The following is a 16,929-nucleotide window of genomic DNA, read 5'->3' as shown; positions in this document are numbered from 1 at the left end:
TACCTCTCAACGTCGCTAAATTGCCGCTCCGTAAGGCTTTTTCCCGTCTGGCTCGCCTTGACGGTGGGGCGGCTGCGTTTCTATAGTGCGCACAAGTGGTAGGAAGTGGCAGAAAGTGGGTAAATATGGGCATGGATAGCTAATTCAGGGGAAGCGCAGCCGTGTTTCGCGGAGCTAACGCCATCAGTCTCGACGCCAAAGGCCGGCTAGCCATGCCCAGCCGGTATCGCGACGAGCTGAATTCCCGTGGCGATGGCCAGCTGATCATCACGATCGACGCCGTGGACCGTTGTTTGTGCATTTACCCCTTGCCCGAGTGGGAGCTGATCGAAGCCAAGCTCCGCGAATTGCCCTCCTTGCGTGAAGAGGCCCGTCGCCTGCAACGCCTCCTGATTGGTAATGCTGTCGATCTGGAGATGGATGGCAGTGGGCGCGTCGTGGTGCCACCGCGACTTCGTGAGTACGCCCGGCTGGACAAGCGCGCGATGTTGGTAGGGCAACTGAACAAGTTTCAACTATGGAACGAGGACGACTGGAACGCGGTTTCTGACGCGGACCTGGCGGCCATCAAGCAACCCGGCGGTCTGCCGGAAGAACTACGTGACCTAATCCTGTGAACCAGATCAGCAGCTTGCGACATATCACCGTGTTGCTCGACGAAGCCGTCGCGGCGCTGAGCGTGCGCCCGGACGGACGCTATCTGGATGGCACCTTTGGGCGGGGTGGTCACAGCCGGCTACTGCTTCAGCAGCTTGGGCCTGATGGCCTATTGCTAGGATTCGACAAGGATCCGTTAGCCATCGCTACGGGGCAAGCACTGGCGGCCGAGGACGGCCGCTTTGTCGTTGTGCAGAGAAGTTTTGCCGAACTTGGCGAAGAGGTGGCGCAGCGCGGCTGGAGCGGAACCGTCAGTGGCGTTTTGCTGGATCTGGGCGTTTCGTCACCGCAGCTGGACGACCCCGAGCGCGGCTTCAGTTTTCTTAACGACGGTCCTCTGGACATGCGCATGGATCCTAGCCGAGGCGTCAGTGCGGCCGATTGGATAGCGCACGCCGACGAAGATGAGATCGCCCGGGTGTTCAAGGATTATGGCGAAGAGCGCTTCGCCAAGCGCATGGCTCGTGCGGTGGTGCAGCGCCGCGAAGCGGCGCCTTTCGAACGTACCGCCGACCTCGCCAAGGTCCTGATTGATGCCAACCCCGCTTGGGAGAAGGGCAAGAATCCGGCGACTCGTGCGTTTCAGGGACTGCGCATCTACATCAACAATGAGCTTGGCGACCTTGAGCATGGCCTTGATGCAGCCCTGGAGGCACTGGAAGTGGGCGGCCGGCTGGTGGTCATCAGCTTTCATTCGCTGGAAGACCGCATCGTCAAACAGTTCATGCGCCGCCACGCCAAGGGCGAGGCGGACAAGCTGCCACGCGACCTGCCCATCATTCCGAAGGCATTCGAGCCGCGCCTTAAGCTGCTCGGCAAGCCGCAGTACGCTTCCGATGCCGAGGTCAAGGGCAACCCGCGTTCGCGCAGTGCGGTAATGCGCGTGGCGGAGAAGCTGCGGTGACCAAGGTAATGCGCTCCATGCCCAGCGGCAGCCTGTTGATGCTGGTGCTGTTCCTCAGTGTCCTGCTGTCGGCGATCGCAGTTGCCTACTCGGCGCATTGGAATCGTCAGTTGCTCAACGAGCTCTACGGTGAGCTTAGCGTGCGTGACAAGGCCCAGGCCGAGTGGGGGCGGTTGATCCTCGAGCAGAGCACCTGGACTGCGCACAGCCGCATCGAGACGCTGGCGACCGAGCAATTGCACATGCATATCCCCGAAGCGGCAGACGTCAGGCTGGTGAAGCCATGACCCTTCAAGGTGCGCTGTATCCGTGGCGGTTTCGTATCGTGCTCACGCTGCTGGCGCTGCTGGTCGGTGCGATTGTCTGGCGCATCGTCGATCTTCAGGTGATGGATCAGGGCTTCCTCAAGGGGCAGGGTGATGCGCGCAGCGTTCGGCATATCCCGATTCCTGCGCATCGTGGTCTGATCACCGATCGCAACGGTGAACCGCTCGCGGTGAGCACGCCGGTTACCACGTTGTGGGGCAATCCCAAAGAGCTGCAGGCAGCAAAGTCGCGTTGGCCGGACTTGGCTAAGGCGCTGGGCCAGGATGCTGCCGCGCTGAGCGAGCGCCTCAGGTCGCAGGCGTCGCGCGAGTTCATCTATCTGGTACGCGGACTTACCCCGGAGCAGGGGCAGGAAGTCCTCGACCTGAAGATCCCCGGCGTTTATGCGCAAGAAGAATTCCGTCGGTTCTATCCGGCTGGCGAAGTGGCTGCCCATGTGGTCGGCTTCACCGATATCGATGATCGTGGCCGTGAAGGCATGGAACTCGCGTATGACGAGTGGCTGGCTGGTGTGCCAGGCAAGCGTCAGGTGCTCAAGGATCGTCGCGGGCGGTTGATCAAGGACGTTCAGGTCGTAAAGAACGCCAAGGCCGGCAAGGCGATGGCATTGTCGATCGATCTGCGCCTGCAGTACCTCGCGCACAGCGAGCTGCGCAACGTCGTGCAGGAATACGGTGCCAAAGCCGCCAGCCTGGTGATGGTCGACGTCAAGACCGGCGAGATTCTCGCCATGGCCAACCAGCCTACCTATAACCCGAACAATCGGCGCAATCTGCAGCCCGCAGCAATGCGCAATCGCGCCATGATCGACGTCTTCGAGCCCGGTTCCACCGTCAAACCTTTCAGCATCGCGGCGGCACTGGGTACCGGCAAATATCAGCCGGATTCGGTCGTCAATACCTTGCCCGGGTGGATGCGTATCGGCCGCTACACGATTCGTGATGTCTCCCGTGGCGGCATGCTGACGCTGACCGGGATTCTGATGAAGTCGAGCAACGTCGGCATCAGCAAGATCGCCCTGGATATCGGCGCCGAGCCGGTATACGCGGTGATGCAACAGGCCGGTTTCGGCCAGGACACCGGGCTGGGTTTCCCCGGCGAGCGCGTCGGCAATCTGCCCAATCATCGCAAGTGGCGAGACGCTGAGACGGCTTCGCTTGCCTACGGCTATGGTCTGTCGGTGACCGCCGTTCAATTGGCGCATGCGTATGCCGTGCTGGGTAACCAGGGCAGCAACGTGCCGCTCTCTCTGTTGCGTCTGGATCGCACCCAGGACGGCGTGCAGGTCATTGACAAAGAGATTTCCGGCATCGTTCTGCAGATGTTGCGCGCGGTCGTGGAAGAGGAGGGTGGCGGCGGCGCTCGTGCCAAGGTGCCGGGCTATCACGTAGGTGGCAAGAGCGGTACCGCGAAGAAGATTTCCGGCACCGGCGGCTACACCAAAGACGCCTATCGCTCGTTCTTCGCCGGGGTTGCGCCACTTTCCAATCCGCGCATCGCTGCGGTGATCGTCGTGGACGAGCCGAGCAAAGGACAGTACTACGGCGGACTGGTCGCGGCGCCGGTGTTCGGCAAGGTCATGGCGCGCGCCCTGCGGCTGATGAACGTCGCACCGGACAATCTGCCGCCGCCTGCCGAGCTGCAGACCGCCGAAGCGGCAAAGGGCAAGGGAGGGCGTATCTGATGCCGATGCCATTGAATCACCTGCTGCCTCAGGCCGGCAGCGACGTGCTGATCCGTGAGCTGACACTCGACAGTCGCAAGGTTCGCGGCGGAGACCTGTTCCTCGCTGTACCGGGTCTGCAGTTCGATGGGCGCGATCACATACAGGATGCCGTCGCCCGTGGCGCGGCCGCGGTCGCTTATGAGGCAGAAGGCCTCGACCAGTCACTGACCGGTAACGCAGTCATGGTTCCGGTGCTGCATCTGGCAGAACAGCTGTCGGCGATTGCCGGCCGCTTCTACGGCGAGCCCAGCCGCAGCCTGCGTGTGGTCGGTGTGACCGGAACCAACGGCAAGACCAGTGTCAGCCAGCTGATTGCCCAGGCGCTCGATCGGCTCGGCGAACCCTGCGGAATCATCGGCACGCTTGGCACCGGATTCCACGGACAGCTGGAACTGGGACGCCACACCACGCCAGACGCCATCGGCGTGCAGGCGACACTGGCGAACCTCAAACAAGAGGGTGCTCGCGCGGTAGCGATGGAAGTGTCCTCGCATGGTCTCGATCAGGGGCGCGTCGCGGCCCTGGATTTCGATGTCGCCGTGTTCACCAATCTGTCGCGTGACCACCTCGATTATCACGGCAGCATGGATGCTTATGGTGCTGCCAAGGCGCGCCTGTTCGAGGTGCCCGGGCTGAACTGTCGGGTAATCAACCTCGACGATGCCTTCGGTCGAGTGCTGGCCGGGGAGGAGCACGAATCGCGCCTGATCACCTACAGCCTGGAAGACCCCACGGCCTACCTGTTCTGCGCTGAAGCGCGTCTCGACGACGACGGCATTCATGCTCGGCTGATCACGCCGCAGGGCGAGCGCTCGTTGCGCAGTCCGCTGCTCGGGCGTTTCAACGTCAGCAATGTATTGGCCGCCGTCGGGGCCCTGCTTGGCATGGACTATCCGCTGGACGAAATCCTGGCCGTGCTGCCTGAACTGCAAGGCCCCGCCGGCCGCATGCAGCGGCTGGGTGGCGGCGACCATCCGCTGATCGTGGTCGACTACGCACACACCCCTGATGCGCTGGAGAAAGTCCTCACCGCGCTGCGTCCACACGCGCGCGGCAGGCTGCTTTGTCTGTTCGGTTGCGGCGGTGATCGTGATACCGGCAAGCGCCCGCTGATGGCTGAAGTCGCGGAGCGGCTGGCCGACGGCGTCGTGGTCACCGATGACAATCCGCGCAATGAGGCCCCGGAACAGATTCTCGAGGGTATCCGTTCGGGGTTCAGCAATCCTGCGGCGGTCACTTTCAGCCATGGCCGCGCGCAGGCAATCGCCAGTCTGATCGCAGCGGCGCGAGCGGAAGATGTGGTCGTGCTGGCCGGCAAAGGTCACGAGGACTATCAGGAGGTTCGCGGCGAACGCTTGCCGTTCTCCGATCTCGAGGAAGCCTGCAGGGCGCTGTCCGTCTGGGAGAAGGCCAATGCTTGAGTCGATGCGCCTGAGCGAATTGCAGCTACCGCTGTCTGGCCGCCTGGTCGGAGCGGATGCCAGCTTCACTGCCGTCAGCACAGACAGTCGGGCCATCGAACCTGGCCAGCTGTTCATCGCGCTGACCGGGCCACGCTTCGATGGTCATGCCTATCTGGCGGACGTCGCCGCCAAAGGCGCCGTTGCAGCACTGGTCGAGCGTGAAGTTGCAGATGCAGGCCTGCCGCAGCTGGTCGTTGCCGATACCCGGTTGGCGCTTGGGCAGCTCGGCGCGCTCAATCGCGCCGCATTCAACGGTCCGGTCGCAGCCATCACCGGCTCCAGCGGCAAGACCAGCGTGAAGGAAATGCTCGCCAGCATTCTACGCAGCGCCCATGGCCAGGACGCCGTACTGGCCACTCGCGGCAACCTCAACAATGACTTGGGTGCGCCACTGACGCTGTTGGAGTTGAGCACCAGTCATCGCAGCGCCGTCATCGAACTCGGCGCTTCGCGGCCCGGCGATATTGCGTATACCGTCGATCTGGTGCGCCCGGATGTCAGCGTAATTACCAATGCGGGCACCGCCCACGTCGGCGAGTTCGGTGGCCCGGACAAGATCGTCGAGGCCAAGGGCGAGATTCTCGATGGCCTGAACGCATCCGGCACCGCCGTGCTCAACCGTGACGACAAGGCCTATTCGATCTGGGCCGAGCGCGCTGCGGGCAAGCGCATCGTATCGTTCGGCTTGGACGACCCCCTCGTGGATTTCTCCGCCGGGTCGATCGCCTACGACCAGCGTGGCTGCCCGAATTTCGTGCTGACTGGCCCGCTGGGCAATCTTCGCACCCAGCTCAATCTGCTGGGCCGGCATAACGTGGCCAACGCCTTGGCGGCAGCCGCGGCAGCCTATGCGCTGGGTATCGAGGCCGAGGCCGTAGTGGCGGGGCTGGAAAGCCTGCAACCGGTCAAAGGCCGAGCCGTGGCGCAAATGCTGGCCAATGGTGTGCGGCTGATCGACGACAGCTACAACGCCAATCCGGCATCGATCTGCGCCGCCATCGACGTGCTGGCCAGCTTTGCCGGTCGCACAATCCTTGTGCTTGGCGATATGGGCGAGCTGGGCGAGTGGGCCGAGCAGGGCCATCGCGACGTCGGCGTCTATGCCGCTGGCAAGATCGACACGCTTTATGCCGTCGGGCCTCTGATGTCCCACGCAATTCAGGCATTCGGTCCAGGCGCTCGGCACTTCGCCGACCAGGCCAGCCTTATCGACAGCCTGCGAGCCGAACAGGGCAGCGGTACCACCATTCTGATCAAGGGCTCACGCAGCGCGGCGATGGACAAAGTCGTCGATGCGCTCGCTGGGCCATCCATGGAGAAACACTGATGCTGCTGCTGCTCGCCGAGTATCTGCAACAGTTCCACAAAGGCTTCGCGGTCTTTCAGTACCTGTCGCTGCGTGGAATTCTCGGCGTCCTCACCGCGCTGGTGCTGTCGCTGTGGATGGGCCCTTGGCTGATCCGTACGTTGCAGATGCGCCAGATTGGGCAGTCCGTGCGTACCGACGGTCCGCAGTCGCACCTGTCCAAATCCGGCACGCCGACCATGGGTGGTGCGCTGATCCTCAGCGCCATCAGCATCAGCACCTTGCTCTGGGCCGATCTTTCCAATCGCTACGTCTGGGTGGTGCTGGCGGTGACCTTGCTGTTCGGCGCGATCGGCTGGGTCGATGACTATCGCAAGGTGATCGAGAAGAACTCCCGCGGCTTGCCAAGCCGTTGGAAGTATTTCTGGCAATCGGTCTTTGGCCTCGGCGCCGCGGTCTTCCTTTATATGACTGCGCAGACACCGGTCGAAACCACGCTGATTCTGCCGCTGCTGAAGCACATCGAGATCCCACTCGGGATTGGTTTTGTCGTGTTGAGCTACTTCGTCATCGTCGGCTCGAGCAACGCGGTCAACCTGACCGACGGCCTCGACGGTCTGGCGATCATGCCAACGGTCATGGTCGGCGGCGGTCTGGGTATCTTCTGCTACCTCTCCGGTAACGTGAATTTTGCCGAGTACCTGCTCATTCCTTACGTGCCGGGTGCGGGCGAGCTGATCGTCTTCTGCGGCGCGCTGATCGGTGCCGGCCTCGGCTTTCTCTGGTTCAACACCTATCCGGCTCAGGTCTTCATGGGCGATGTCGGCGCGCTGGCGCTCGGCGCGGCGCTGGGCACCATCGCCGTGATCGTTCGCCAGGAAGTGGTGCTGTTCATCATGGGCGGCGTGTTCGTGATGGAAACCCTCTCGGTGATGATCCAGGTGGCGAGCTTCAAGCTGACTGGCAAGCGCGTGTTTCGCATGGCGCCGATCCATCACCATTTCGAACTCAAGGGCTGGCCCGAACCCCGGGTGATCGTGCGCTTCTGGATCATCACTGTGATCCTGGTGCTCGTCGGCCTTGCCACCCTGAAACTGAGGTAATCAAGAGTGCTCATCGCTTCCGACCAGTTCCGCATCGTTGTCGGCCTCGGCAAGAGCGGCATGTCCCTGGTTCGCCATCTGGCGCGCCGGGGGCTGCCGTTTGCCGTCGCTGATACCCGTGTGAACCCGCCGGAGTTGGCGACGCTCAAGGCCGAGTATCCAGACGTGCAAGTGCGCTGTGGCGAGCTGGACGTCGAGTTTCTCTGCACCGCCAGCGAGCTGCTGGTAAGCCCGGGCCTGGCGGTCAGTACGCCGGCGCTGCAGGAAGCCGCGGCGCGTGGGGTCAAGCTGTCCGGTGATATCGAGCTGTTCGCCCGCGAAGCCAAGGCGCCGATCATTGCGATCACCGGCTCCAACGCCAAGAGCACCGTGACCACGCTGGTCGGCGAGATGGCCGTGGCGGCAGGGCGCACCGTGGCGGTTGGTGGCAACCTGGGCACGCCGGCGCTCGATCTGCTGGCAGACGACGTCGAGCTTTATGTGCTGGAGCTGTCCAGCTTTCAGCTGGAGACCACCGAGCAGCTCAATGCCGAAGTGGCGACCTGCCTGAACATCAGCGAAGACCATATGGACCGCTACAGCGGCCTGCCAGCCTATCATCAGGCCAAACACCGAATTTTCCGCGGGGCGCGTCAGGTGGTGGTCAATCGCGATGACCGGCTCAGCCGTCCGCTGGTCGCGGATGACCTGCCGACCTGGACCTTTGGCCTCGGCAAGCCGGACTTCAAGGGTTTTGGGCTGTTCGAGGAAAAAGGCGAGAAGTACCTGGCGTTCCAGTTCGATGCGCTGATGCCGGTTCGCGAGCTGAAGATGCGTGGTGCGCACAATCAGTCCAATGCTCTGGCAGCGCTGGCGCTGGGGCACGCGGTGGGTCTGCCGTTCGAGCCGATGCTGGAGACGTTGCGCCATTTCGTCGGTTTGCCGCATCGCTGCCAGTGGGTTGGCCAGCGTGGCGACGTCAGCTATTACGACGATTCCAAGGCCACCAATGTCGGTGCCGCGCTGGCTGCGATCGAAGGCCTGGGTGCGGATATCGACGGCAAGCTGGTGCTGATCGCCGGTGGCGATGGCAAGGGCGCAGACTTCTCCGCGCTGCGCGCGCCGATTGCACGCTATTGCCGTGCCGTGGTGCTGCTCGGTCGTGATGCGCAACGTCTTGCGGACGCGCTGGCCGATGCCACCACCCTAGTTCATGTCGCAACACTGGGCGAAGCCGTGCAGCGCGCCTCCGAGTGTGCCGAAGCGGGCGATGCGGTGTTGCTGTCGCCGGCCTGTGCCAGCCTGGACATGTTCAAGAATTTCGAAGAGCGTGGCCGTTTGTTCGCCGCTGCGGTGGAGGCGCTCGACTGATGCTTGCCTTCCTGCGCCATGCACCTTCGCCCTTGTTCGGCCGCCGCGGTCTGGATCTTGACTTCCCCATGCTCGCCGGATGTCTGGCTTTGCTTGGCCTGGGTCTCGTGATGATCACTTCGGCGTCGTCCGAAGTCGCGGCGGTCAATGCCGGCAATCCGCTGTATCACATGAGTCGCCATCTGGTTTATGTGGCGCTGGGCCTCGGCGCGGGAATTGCGATGCTGCTGGTACCGCTGTCGGTCTGGCAACGTCTGGACTGGATGCTGCTGCTGGCGGCGTTCGGCCTGCTGATCCTTGTCCTGCTGCCGGGAATCGGCCGGGAAGTGAACGGTTCGATGCGCTGGATCGGTTTCGGCGCCTTCAACGTGCAGCCGTCCGAGCTGGCGAAAGTCTTCGTGGTGATCTACCTGGCCGGCTATCTGGTGCGCCGGCAAGAGGAAGTTCGCGAAAGCATGTGGGGCTTTGCCAAACCCTTCCTGGTCCTGCTGCCCATGGCATTCCTGTTGCTGCTGGAGCCCGATTTCGGTGCGACCGTGGTCATGATGGGCGCCGCAGTGGCGATGTTGTTCCTCGGTGGTGTTGGCATGATCCGCTTCAGTCTGCTGGTGATCGCCGCGGTGGGTGCCGTGGTGGTGTTGGTGCAGACCCAGGAATACCGTCTGCAGCGCCTGATCACTTTCACCGACCCCTGGGCCGATCAGTACGGCGCCGGCTACCAGCTGACCCAGGCGCTGATCGCCTTCGGCCGCGGGGAGTGGTTCGGCGTCGGCCTGGGTAATAGCGTGCAAAAGCAGTTCTACCTGCCCGAAGCGCATACCGATTTCGTATTCTCCGTACTGGCCGAAGAGCTGGGCATGGTCGGCGCACTGGTGACCATCGCGCTGTTTGCCTTCGTCGGTGTTCGCGCACTGTATATCGGTCTGTGGGCAGAGAAGGCCCGGCAGTTCTTCGCGGCGTATGTGGCCTGGGGGATGGCGTTCCTCTGGCTGGGACAGTTCCTGATCAACGTGGGAGTAAACGTAGGTCTGCTGCCAACCAAGGGCCTGACGCTGCCGTTCCTCAGTTATGGCGGCAGCTCGCTGGTGGTGACCTGCGCAAGCATGGCGCTGCTGCTGCGCATCGAATGGGAAAGCCGCACCGTGCTGGGCAGCGAGGACACCGAGTTCGACGAGGCCGATTTCGCCGAGCCGCCGGCCAAGGAGGTCGCCCATGGCCGCTAATGTACTGATCATGGCCGGCGGCACCGGTGGCCACGTTTTCCCGGCGCTCGCCTGTGCTCGTGAGTTCCAGGCCCGCGGCTACTCCGTGCACTGGCTCGGCACGCCGCGCGGTATCGAGAACGAGCTGGTACCCGCCGCTGGCCTGCCGCTGCATCTGATCCAGGTCAGCGGATTGCGCGGCAAGGGCATCGTTTCGCTGATCAAGGCTCCGCTGCAGTTGATTCGCTCGCTTTTCCAGGCGCGTCGCATCGTGCGCGAGCTGCAACCGGTCTGCGTGCTGGGGATGGGCGGCTACGTTACCGGTCCGGGCGGACTGGCTGCCAAGCTGGCCGGGGTGCCCCTGGTGATTCACGAACAGAACGCCGTCGCTGGGACCGCCAATCGTAGCCTCGCGCCGCTTTCCAGCCGCGTCTGCGAAGCCTTCCCGGAAACCTTCAAGGCCAGCGTCAAGCGCCGCACCACCGGCAATCCGGTGCGTGAGGAGCTGTTCCTCGAGACGCCCCGCGATGCCCTTGCGCATCGTCGCCCGCGCCTCCTGGTACTGGGCGGCAGTCTCGGTGCCGAACCGCTGAACAAACTGCTGCCCGCCGCGCTCGCCCAGGTACCGGCGGATGTGCGGCCGCAGGTGTTTCATCAGGCCGGCAAGCAGCACGCCGATATCACCACGCAGCGTTATGCCGAGGTCGGCGTCGAGGCGGAAGTCGCGCCCTTCATCAAGGACATGGCGCGGGCCTACGCCTGGGCCGATCTGGTCATCTGTCGTGCCGGAGCGCTCACCGTTTGCGAGCTGGCCGCCGCTGGGTTGCCATCCTTTCTGGTGCCGCTGCCCCATGCGATCGACGACCACCAGACACGCAATGCCGAATATCTGGCGAAGGAGGGCGCTGCCGTCCTTCTGCCGCAAGCCAAGACTGATGCGGCCGTGCTTGCCGCTCAGCTGACCGAGGTAATGATGCAGCCGGAAAAACTCAAGGCCATGGGCGCCATCGCGCGCCGTCTGGCCCGGCCCGACGCCACCCGCAGCGTGGTCGATATCTGTCTGGAGGTGGCTCGTGGCTAAATCTCCCGCCGCGGTAAAAGCCGAAGTCCGCCGTATGCGGCGCATTCGTCGCATTCACTTCGTCGGTATCGGCGGGGTCGGCATGTGCGGCATCGCCGAGGTGCTGCTCAATCTCGGCTACGAGGTGTCGGGCTCGGACCTCAAGGAATCCGCCAGTACCGATCGGCTGCAGAGCTTCGGTGCGCAGATTTTCATCGGTCATCAGGCCGGCAATGTTGCCGGCGCCGACGTGCTGGTGGTGTCCAGCGCGGTCAATTCGGCCAACCCGGAAGTCGCCCTGGCGCTCGAACAACGTATTCCAGTGGTTCCACGTGCCGAGATGCTTGCCGAGCTGATGCGCTACCGGCACGGTATTGCTGTCGCCGGCACCCATGGCAAGACCACTACTACCAGTCTGCTGGCTTCGGTTTTTGCCGCCGGCGGGCTCGATCCGACTTTCGTCATCGGTGGCCGACTCACTGCGGCCGGTACCAACGCGCAGCTCGGCAGCAGCCGTTATCTGATCGCCGAGGCCGACGAAAGCGATGCCAGCTTCCTGCACCTGCAGCCGATGGTCGCGGTGGTCACCAATATCGATGCCGACCACATGAGCACCTATGGCGGCGACTTCGGCAAGCTGAAGAAAACCTTCGTCGAGTTCCTGCACAACCTGCCGTTCTACGGCCTGGCAGTGCTCTGCGTCGACGACCCGTTCGTTCGCGAGATCATTCCGCAGATCGGCCGGCCGATCACGACCTACGGTTTCAGCGATGACGCCGACGTGCGCGCCACCAATGTCCGTCAGGAAGGCATGCGTACCTTCTTCACGGTGCTGCGCGATGGCTGTGAGCCGCTGGATGTGTCAGTGAACATGCCGGGCAACCACAACGTGCTGAACGCCCTGGCCACCATCGCCATTGCTACCGATGAAGGTATCGACGACGAAGCCATCGTCCAGGGCCTCGCGGAGTTCGCAGGCGTCGGCCGCCGCTTTCAGGTCTATGGTGATCTACCGGTCGAGGACGGCAGCGTGATGCTGGTCGACGACTACGGTCATCACCCGCGCGAAGTCGCCGCAGTGATCAAGGCAGTCCGCGGTGGCTGGCCGGAGCGGCGCCTGGTCATGGTCTATCAGCCCCATCGCTACAGCCGCACCCGCGACCTCTACGACGACTTCGTGCAGGTGCTCGGCGAGTCCAACGTGTTGCTGCTGATGGAAGTCTATCCGGCTGGTGAGGAGCCGATCCCCGGCGCCGACAGCCGCCAGTTGTGCCACAGCATCCGCCAGCGCGGCCAGCTGGACCCGATCTACGTCGAGCGTGGCGTCGACCTCGCTCCGTTGGTCAAGCCGCTGCTGCGTGCCGGCGACATTCTGCTTTGCCAAGGAGCCGGTGATATCGGTGGCCTGGCGCCGCAACTGCTCAAGAGTCCGCTGTTCGGTGGCGATGGCGCCGCGAGGAAATCCAAATGACGACCCTGCATTCGACTCGCGACCCCAAGGCGTTTGGTCGTGTCGCCGTGCTCTTCGGTGGCAAGAGTGCCGAACGCGAAGTGTCCCTGAAATCCGGCGCGGCGGTACTCGCCGCGCTGCAGGAGGCCGGTGTGGATGCGTTCGGCATCGATGCCGGCGATGACCTGCTGCAACGCCTGAGCAACGAGCGCATCGATCGTGCCTTCATCGTCCTGCATGGTCGTGGTGGCGAAGACGGCAGCATGCAAGGACTGTTGGAATGCGCCGGTATCCCCTACACCGGCAGCGGCATTCTGGCTTCGGCCCTGGCCATGGACAAACTGCGCACCAAGCAGGTGTGGCAGAGCCTTGGCCTGCCGACGCCGCAGCATGCCGTGCTGGCTACGGAAGCCGATTGCAAGGCTGCAGCGGAAACCCTGGGTTTTCCGCTGATCGTCAAACCGGCCCACGAAGGCTCGAGCATCGGCATGGCCAAGGTCGGCGGGCTCACCGAGCTGATCGAAGCCTGGCGTGCCGCCAGCAGCTACGACTCGCAAGTACTCGTCGAGCAGTGGATACAAGGCCCGGAATTCACCGTGGCGGTGCTGCACGGCCAGGTACTGCCACCGATTGGCCTGGGCACGCCGCACACCTTCTACGACTACGACGCCAAGTACCTGGCTTCCGATACCCAGTACCGCATTCCCTGTGGCCTCGACGCGGTGCGCGAACAGGAACTGAAAGCGCTGTCTGCACGTGCCTGCGAAGCGGTGGGTATCCGCGGCTGGGCCCGGGTTGACGTGATGCAGGACGGTAACGGCGATTTCTGGCTGCTTGAAGTGAACACGGTGCCGGGAATGACCGATCACAGCCTGGTGCCCATGGCGGCGCGTGCTGCCGGTCTGGATTTCCAGCAACTGGTCCTGAGCATTCTCGATGACAGCCTCGAGGCGGGGAGCTAGCCATGATCGCTACGCTGCGCCATTCGCAACCCGGAAGCGGCCGCGCCTCGCGCAAGCCCGCGCAACGGGGTGCGAGCCGCCTGGTGCAACCGCAGCCGCTGTCGCAGCGCCTGCCGAAGCCGAGCCTCGCCGGGCTGAAGCGTTTCGTCTGGCCGGTGCTACTGGTCGGGTTGGCGGTCGGGCTTTACGAGCTGGGCGAGCGGCTGCTGCCCTATGCCGATCGGCCGATCGCCAAGGTCAGTGTGCAGGGCGAACTGGGCTATGTGAGTCGCGACGCGGTCCAGCAGCGCATAGCGCCTTTCGTCGAGCAGAGCTTCTTCAAGGTTGATCTGAACGGCATGCGCCACCAACTGGAACAGATGCCGTGGATCGCCCATGTCGAAGTCCGCCGCGTCTGGCCGGACCAGGTGATGGTGCGGCTGGATGAGCAATTGCCGATTGCCCGCTGGGGGGGCGAAGCATTGCTTAACAATAAAGGGCAGGCTTTCTCGCCGGATGACCTGACCCGATATGAACACTTGCCACATTTATATGGTCCGAAGCGGGCCCAACAGCGTGTCATGCAGCAATACCAGATGCTCAGCCAGATGCTGCGCCCGCTGGGATTCTCCATTTCCCGTCTGGAGCTGCGCGAGCGTGGAAGCTGGTTCCTGACCACCAACCAGGGCGTCGAGTTGCTGCTGGGGCGGGACCAGGTTGTAGAAAAAATGCGTCGCTTCACCGCCATCTATCAAAAGGCGCTGGAGCAGGAAAGCGAGAAGATCGCACGGATCGATCTGCGCTATGCGAACGGCCTGGCCGTCGCCTGGCATGAGCCGGTCCCGACTGTGACGGATACGACCGTCGCTGCGAAGAATTGAGGAATGAAACACATGTCGAGCGTGCAAAGCGGCAAGATGATCGTCGGCCTGGACATCGGCACCTCCAAGGTGGTGGCGCTGGTAGGTGAGGTGACCGCCGATGGTGAGCTGGAAATCGTGGGGATCGGTACCCATCCTTCGCGCGGGTTGAAGAAGGGCGTGGTGGTCAATATCGAATCCACCGTGCAGTCGGTTCAGCGCGCTATCGAAGAAGCTCAGCTGATGGCTGGCTGCCGCATCCATTCGGCCTTCGTCGGCCTGGCGGGCAACCACATTCGCAGCCTGAACTCCCATGGCATCGTCGCGATCCGCGACCGTGAAGTCAGCGCCGCGGACCTGGAGCGGGTACTTGACGCCGCCCAGGCTGTGGCCATTCCGGCGGACCAGCGCGTGCTGCACACGCTGCCGCAGGATTACGTGATCGACAACCAGGAAGGTGTGCGCGAACCGCTGGGCATGTCCGGCGTGCGCCTTGAGGCCAAGGTCCATGTGGTCACCTGCGCGGTGAATGCGGCGCAGAATGTCGAGAAGTGCGTGCGTCGCTGCGGCCTGGAAGTGGATGACATCATCCTGGAGCAACTGGCCTCTGCACACGCGGTACTGACCGACGATGAAAAGGAGCTGGGCGTCTGCCTGGTGGACATCGGCGGCGGCACCACCGACATCTGCATTTTCACCGAAGGCGCGATTCGTCATACCGCGGTCATCCCGATCGCCGGCGATCAGGTCACCAACGACATCGCCATGGCATTGCGCACGCCGACCCAGTATGCCGAAGAGATCAAGATTCGTTATGCTTGCGCGTTGGCCAAGCTGGCCGGTGCAGGCGAGACCATCAAGGTTCCCAGCGTCGGCGATCGCCCACCGCGCGAACTCTCGCGGCAGGCTCTGGCAGAGGTGGTCGAGCCGCGCTATGACGAGCTGTTCACCCTGATCCAGGCCGAGCTGCGTCGTAGCGGATACGAGGATCTGATCCCGGCCGGGATCGTTCTCACAGGCGGTACAGCGAAGATGGAAGGAGCCGTCGACCTGGCCGAGGAAATCTTTCACATGCCGGTGCGCCTGGGCGTGCCGCACAGCGTCAAGGGACTGAGCGACGTAGTACGCAACCCCATCTATTCAACGGGCGTGGGCCTGTTGCTGTACGGACTGCAAAAGCAGGCCGACGGCATTCCCGTGTCTGGCATCGGCAGTTTCGCCGACGAACCAAAGACGTCTGTTCTGGACCGGCTCAAGGGCTGGATCCAGGGCAATTTTTAAGCAGTGCGCTGTAACAACCAAAACTAGAAAGCTGGAAGGAGAGAGGGAAATGTTCGAACTCGTAGATCATACCCCGCAAAGTGCAGTCATCAAGGTCATCGGTGTCGGTGGCGGTGGCGGCAATGCCGTGAACCACATGGTTCGCAATAACGTCGAAGGCGTCGAATTCATCTGCGCCAACACTGACGCCCAGGCGCTGAAGAAAGTTGAAGCACGCACCGTGCTGCAGCTCGGCTCGGCCATCACAAAAGGTCTGGGTGCCGGTACCAATCCGGACATCGGTCGCCAGGCGGCGATGGAAGATCGTGAGCGCATCGCCGAAGTACTGGAAGGTGCGGACATGGTGTTCATCACCACCGGCATGGGCGGCGGCACCGGTACCGGCGCTGCGCCGATCATCGCTTCGGTAGCCAAGGAAATGGGCATCCTTACCGTCGCCGTGGTCACTCGTCCGTTCCCCTTCGAGGGCCGTCGTCGCATGCAGGTGGCCGACGAAGGTATCCGCGCGCTGTCCGATTGCGTCGATTCGCTGATCACTATCCCCAACGAGAAGCTGCTGACCATCCTCGGCAAGGACGCCAGCCTGCTGGCCGCTTTCGCCAAGGCTGACGACGTACTGGCCGGTGCGGTCCGTGGCATCTCCGACATCATGCAGCGTCCGGGCCTGATGAACGTCGACTTCGCCGACGTCAAGACGGTCATGGGCGAGATGGGTATGGCGATGATGGGCACTGGTTGCGCCACCGGCCCGAACCGTGCTCGCGAAGCCACCGAGGCTGCCATTCGCAACCCGCTGCTGGAAGACGTCAACCTGCAGGGCGCACGTGGCATTCTGGTCAACATCACTGCTGGTCTGGACCTTTCGCTCGGCGAGTACGCTGCCGTGGGCGAAATCATCGAGGCCTTCGCGTCCGATGAGGCCACAGTCAAGGTTGGCGCCGTGATCGATCCGGATATGGCCGACGAGCTGCATGTCACCGTGGTCGCTACCGGGCTCGGTCCGCGCAATGAAAAGCCGGTCAAGGTCGTCGACAACACCGTGCAGACCTCTGTTGCCGCTTCCGCCGCTCCGGCATCGCGTCAGCATGAGCAGGCCGCGGTCAATTATCGTGACCTGGAGCGTCCGACCGTGATGCGTAATCAGGCGCATGCAGCTGCCACCGCAGCCAAGCTGAATCCGCAGGAAGATCTGGATTATCTGGACATTCCCGCGTTTCTGCGTCGTCAGGCCGATTGATTGGATTTATCAGGAGTATCGTTGTGATTGGTGTTCAGCAAAGTTGGCTTCTGCTATTATCG

General features: G+C 63.1%; 15 protein-coding genes. All 15 read left to right on the top strand.

Annotated elements, in window-relative coordinates; all coding sequences use genetic code 11:
* Positions 1-161: 161 nt before the first annotated feature.
* From mraZ to ftsZ, 15 genes are read left to right on the top strand one after another with little or no spacing between them, the layout of a single operon-like run.
* Complete coding sequence (gene mraZ / locus LLJ08_RS15805; protein WP_003302783.1) at positions 162-617, top strand: division/cell wall cluster transcriptional repressor MraZ; 456 nt, start codon at positions 162-164, stop codon at positions 615-617.
* A complete protein-coding gene (gene rsmH, locus LLJ08_RS15800; RefSeq protein ID WP_228207443.1) occupies positions 614-1,561 on the top strand; it encodes a 16S rRNA (cytosine(1402)-N(4))-methyltransferase RsmH in 948 nt (315 codons plus the stop codon). Before mraZ ends, rsmH begins: the two co-directional genes overlap by 4 nt.
* Positions 1,562-1,569: 8 nt before the next feature.
* Positions 1,570-1,848, top strand: coding sequence for a cell division protein FtsL (gene ftsL / locus LLJ08_RS15795; protein WP_419585757.1), 279 nt, complete (start codon positions 1,570-1,572; stop codon positions 1,846-1,848).
* The gene (locus LLJ08_RS15790) at positions 1,845-3,572 is read left to right on the top strand and encodes a peptidoglycan D,D-transpeptidase FtsI family protein (protein ID WP_179484717.1); all 1,728 of its coding nucleotides are present in this window, start codon (positions 1,845-1,847) and stop codon (positions 3,570-3,572) included. Before ftsL ends, LLJ08_RS15790 begins: the two co-directional genes overlap by 4 nt.
* On the top strand, positions 3,572-5,035 hold the full coding sequence (locus tag LLJ08_RS15785; RefSeq protein ID WP_228207441.1) for a UDP-N-acetylmuramoyl-L-alanyl-D-glutamate--2,6-diaminopimelate ligase: 1,464 nt from the start codon (positions 3,572-3,574) through the stop codon (positions 5,033-5,035). The genes LLJ08_RS15790 and LLJ08_RS15785 overlap by 1 nt, the downstream gene beginning before the upstream one ends.
* Entirely contained in the window at positions 5,028-6,404 is a 1,377-nt protein-coding gene (locus tag LLJ08_RS15780) for a UDP-N-acetylmuramoyl-tripeptide--D-alanyl-D-alanine ligase (protein WP_228207440.1), read from the top strand. Before LLJ08_RS15785 ends, LLJ08_RS15780 begins: the two co-directional genes overlap by 8 nt.
* Positions 6,404-7,486 carry a phospho-N-acetylmuramoyl-pentapeptide-transferase gene (gene mraY / locus LLJ08_RS15775; protein WP_023444292.1) on the top strand — a complete coding sequence of 361 codons (1,083 nt, stop codon included), beginning with the start codon at positions 6,404-6,406 and terminating at the stop codon, positions 7,484-7,486. The genes LLJ08_RS15780 and mraY overlap by 1 nt, the downstream gene beginning before the upstream one ends.
* Positions 7,487-7,492: 6 nt before the next feature.
* Positions 7,493-8,836, top strand: coding sequence for a UDP-N-acetylmuramoyl-L-alanine--D-glutamate ligase (gene murD / locus LLJ08_RS15770; protein WP_228207439.1), 1,344 nt, complete (start codon positions 7,493-7,495; stop codon positions 8,834-8,836).
* Positions 8,836-10,059, top strand: a complete 1,224-nt coding sequence (ftsW, locus tag LLJ08_RS15765; protein ID WP_125897766.1) for a putative lipid II flippase FtsW — start codon at positions 8,836-8,838, stop codon at positions 10,057-10,059. Before murD ends, ftsW begins: the two co-directional genes overlap by 1 nt.
* Complete coding sequence (gene murG / locus LLJ08_RS15760) at positions 10,049-11,119, top strand: undecaprenyldiphospho-muramoylpentapeptide beta-N-acetylglucosaminyltransferase (protein WP_179484713.1); 1,071 nt, start codon at positions 10,049-10,051, stop codon at positions 11,117-11,119. The genes ftsW and murG overlap by 11 nt, the downstream gene beginning before the upstream one ends.
* Positions 11,112-12,569 (top strand): UDP-N-acetylmuramate--L-alanine ligase, encoded by a 1,458-nt coding sequence (gene murC / locus LLJ08_RS15755; protein ID WP_191122323.1) that lies wholly within the window; start codon positions 11,112-11,114, stop codon positions 12,567-12,569. Before murG ends, murC begins: the two co-directional genes overlap by 8 nt.
* Positions 12,566-13,510 carry a D-alanine--D-alanine ligase gene (locus LLJ08_RS15750; protein WP_095460679.1) on the top strand — a complete coding sequence of 315 codons (945 nt, stop codon included), beginning with the start codon at positions 12,566-12,568 and terminating at the stop codon, positions 13,508-13,510. Before murC ends, LLJ08_RS15750 begins: the two co-directional genes overlap by 4 nt.
* A 2-nt stretch (positions 13,511-13,512) precedes the next feature.
* A complete protein-coding gene (locus LLJ08_RS15745) occupies positions 13,513-14,370 on the top strand; it encodes a cell division protein FtsQ/DivIB (protein ID WP_044315465.1) in 858 nt (285 codons plus the stop codon).
* A gap of 12 nt (positions 14,371-14,382) precedes the next feature.
* The gene (ftsA, locus tag LLJ08_RS15740) at positions 14,383-15,630 is read left to right on the top strand and encodes a cell division protein FtsA (protein WP_041014813.1); all 1,248 of its coding nucleotides are present in this window, start codon (positions 14,383-14,385) and stop codon (positions 15,628-15,630) included.
* 49 nt (positions 15,631-15,679) lie between these two features.
* Entirely contained in the window at positions 15,680-16,867 is a 1,188-nt protein-coding gene (gene ftsZ, locus LLJ08_RS15735; protein ID WP_042928484.1) for a cell division protein FtsZ, read from the top strand.
* Positions 16,868-16,929 lie beyond the last annotated feature (62 nt).

The sequence above is a fragment of the Stutzerimonas chloritidismutans genome, from assembly GCF_020783375.1.
GTDB classification, from domain to species: Bacteria; Pseudomonadota; Gammaproteobacteria; order Pseudomonadales; family Pseudomonadaceae; genus Stutzerimonas; species Stutzerimonas kunmingensis.
The sequence above is the reverse complement of the archived record's forward strand: the minus strand, read 5'-3'. Positions and strand labels throughout refer to the sequence as shown.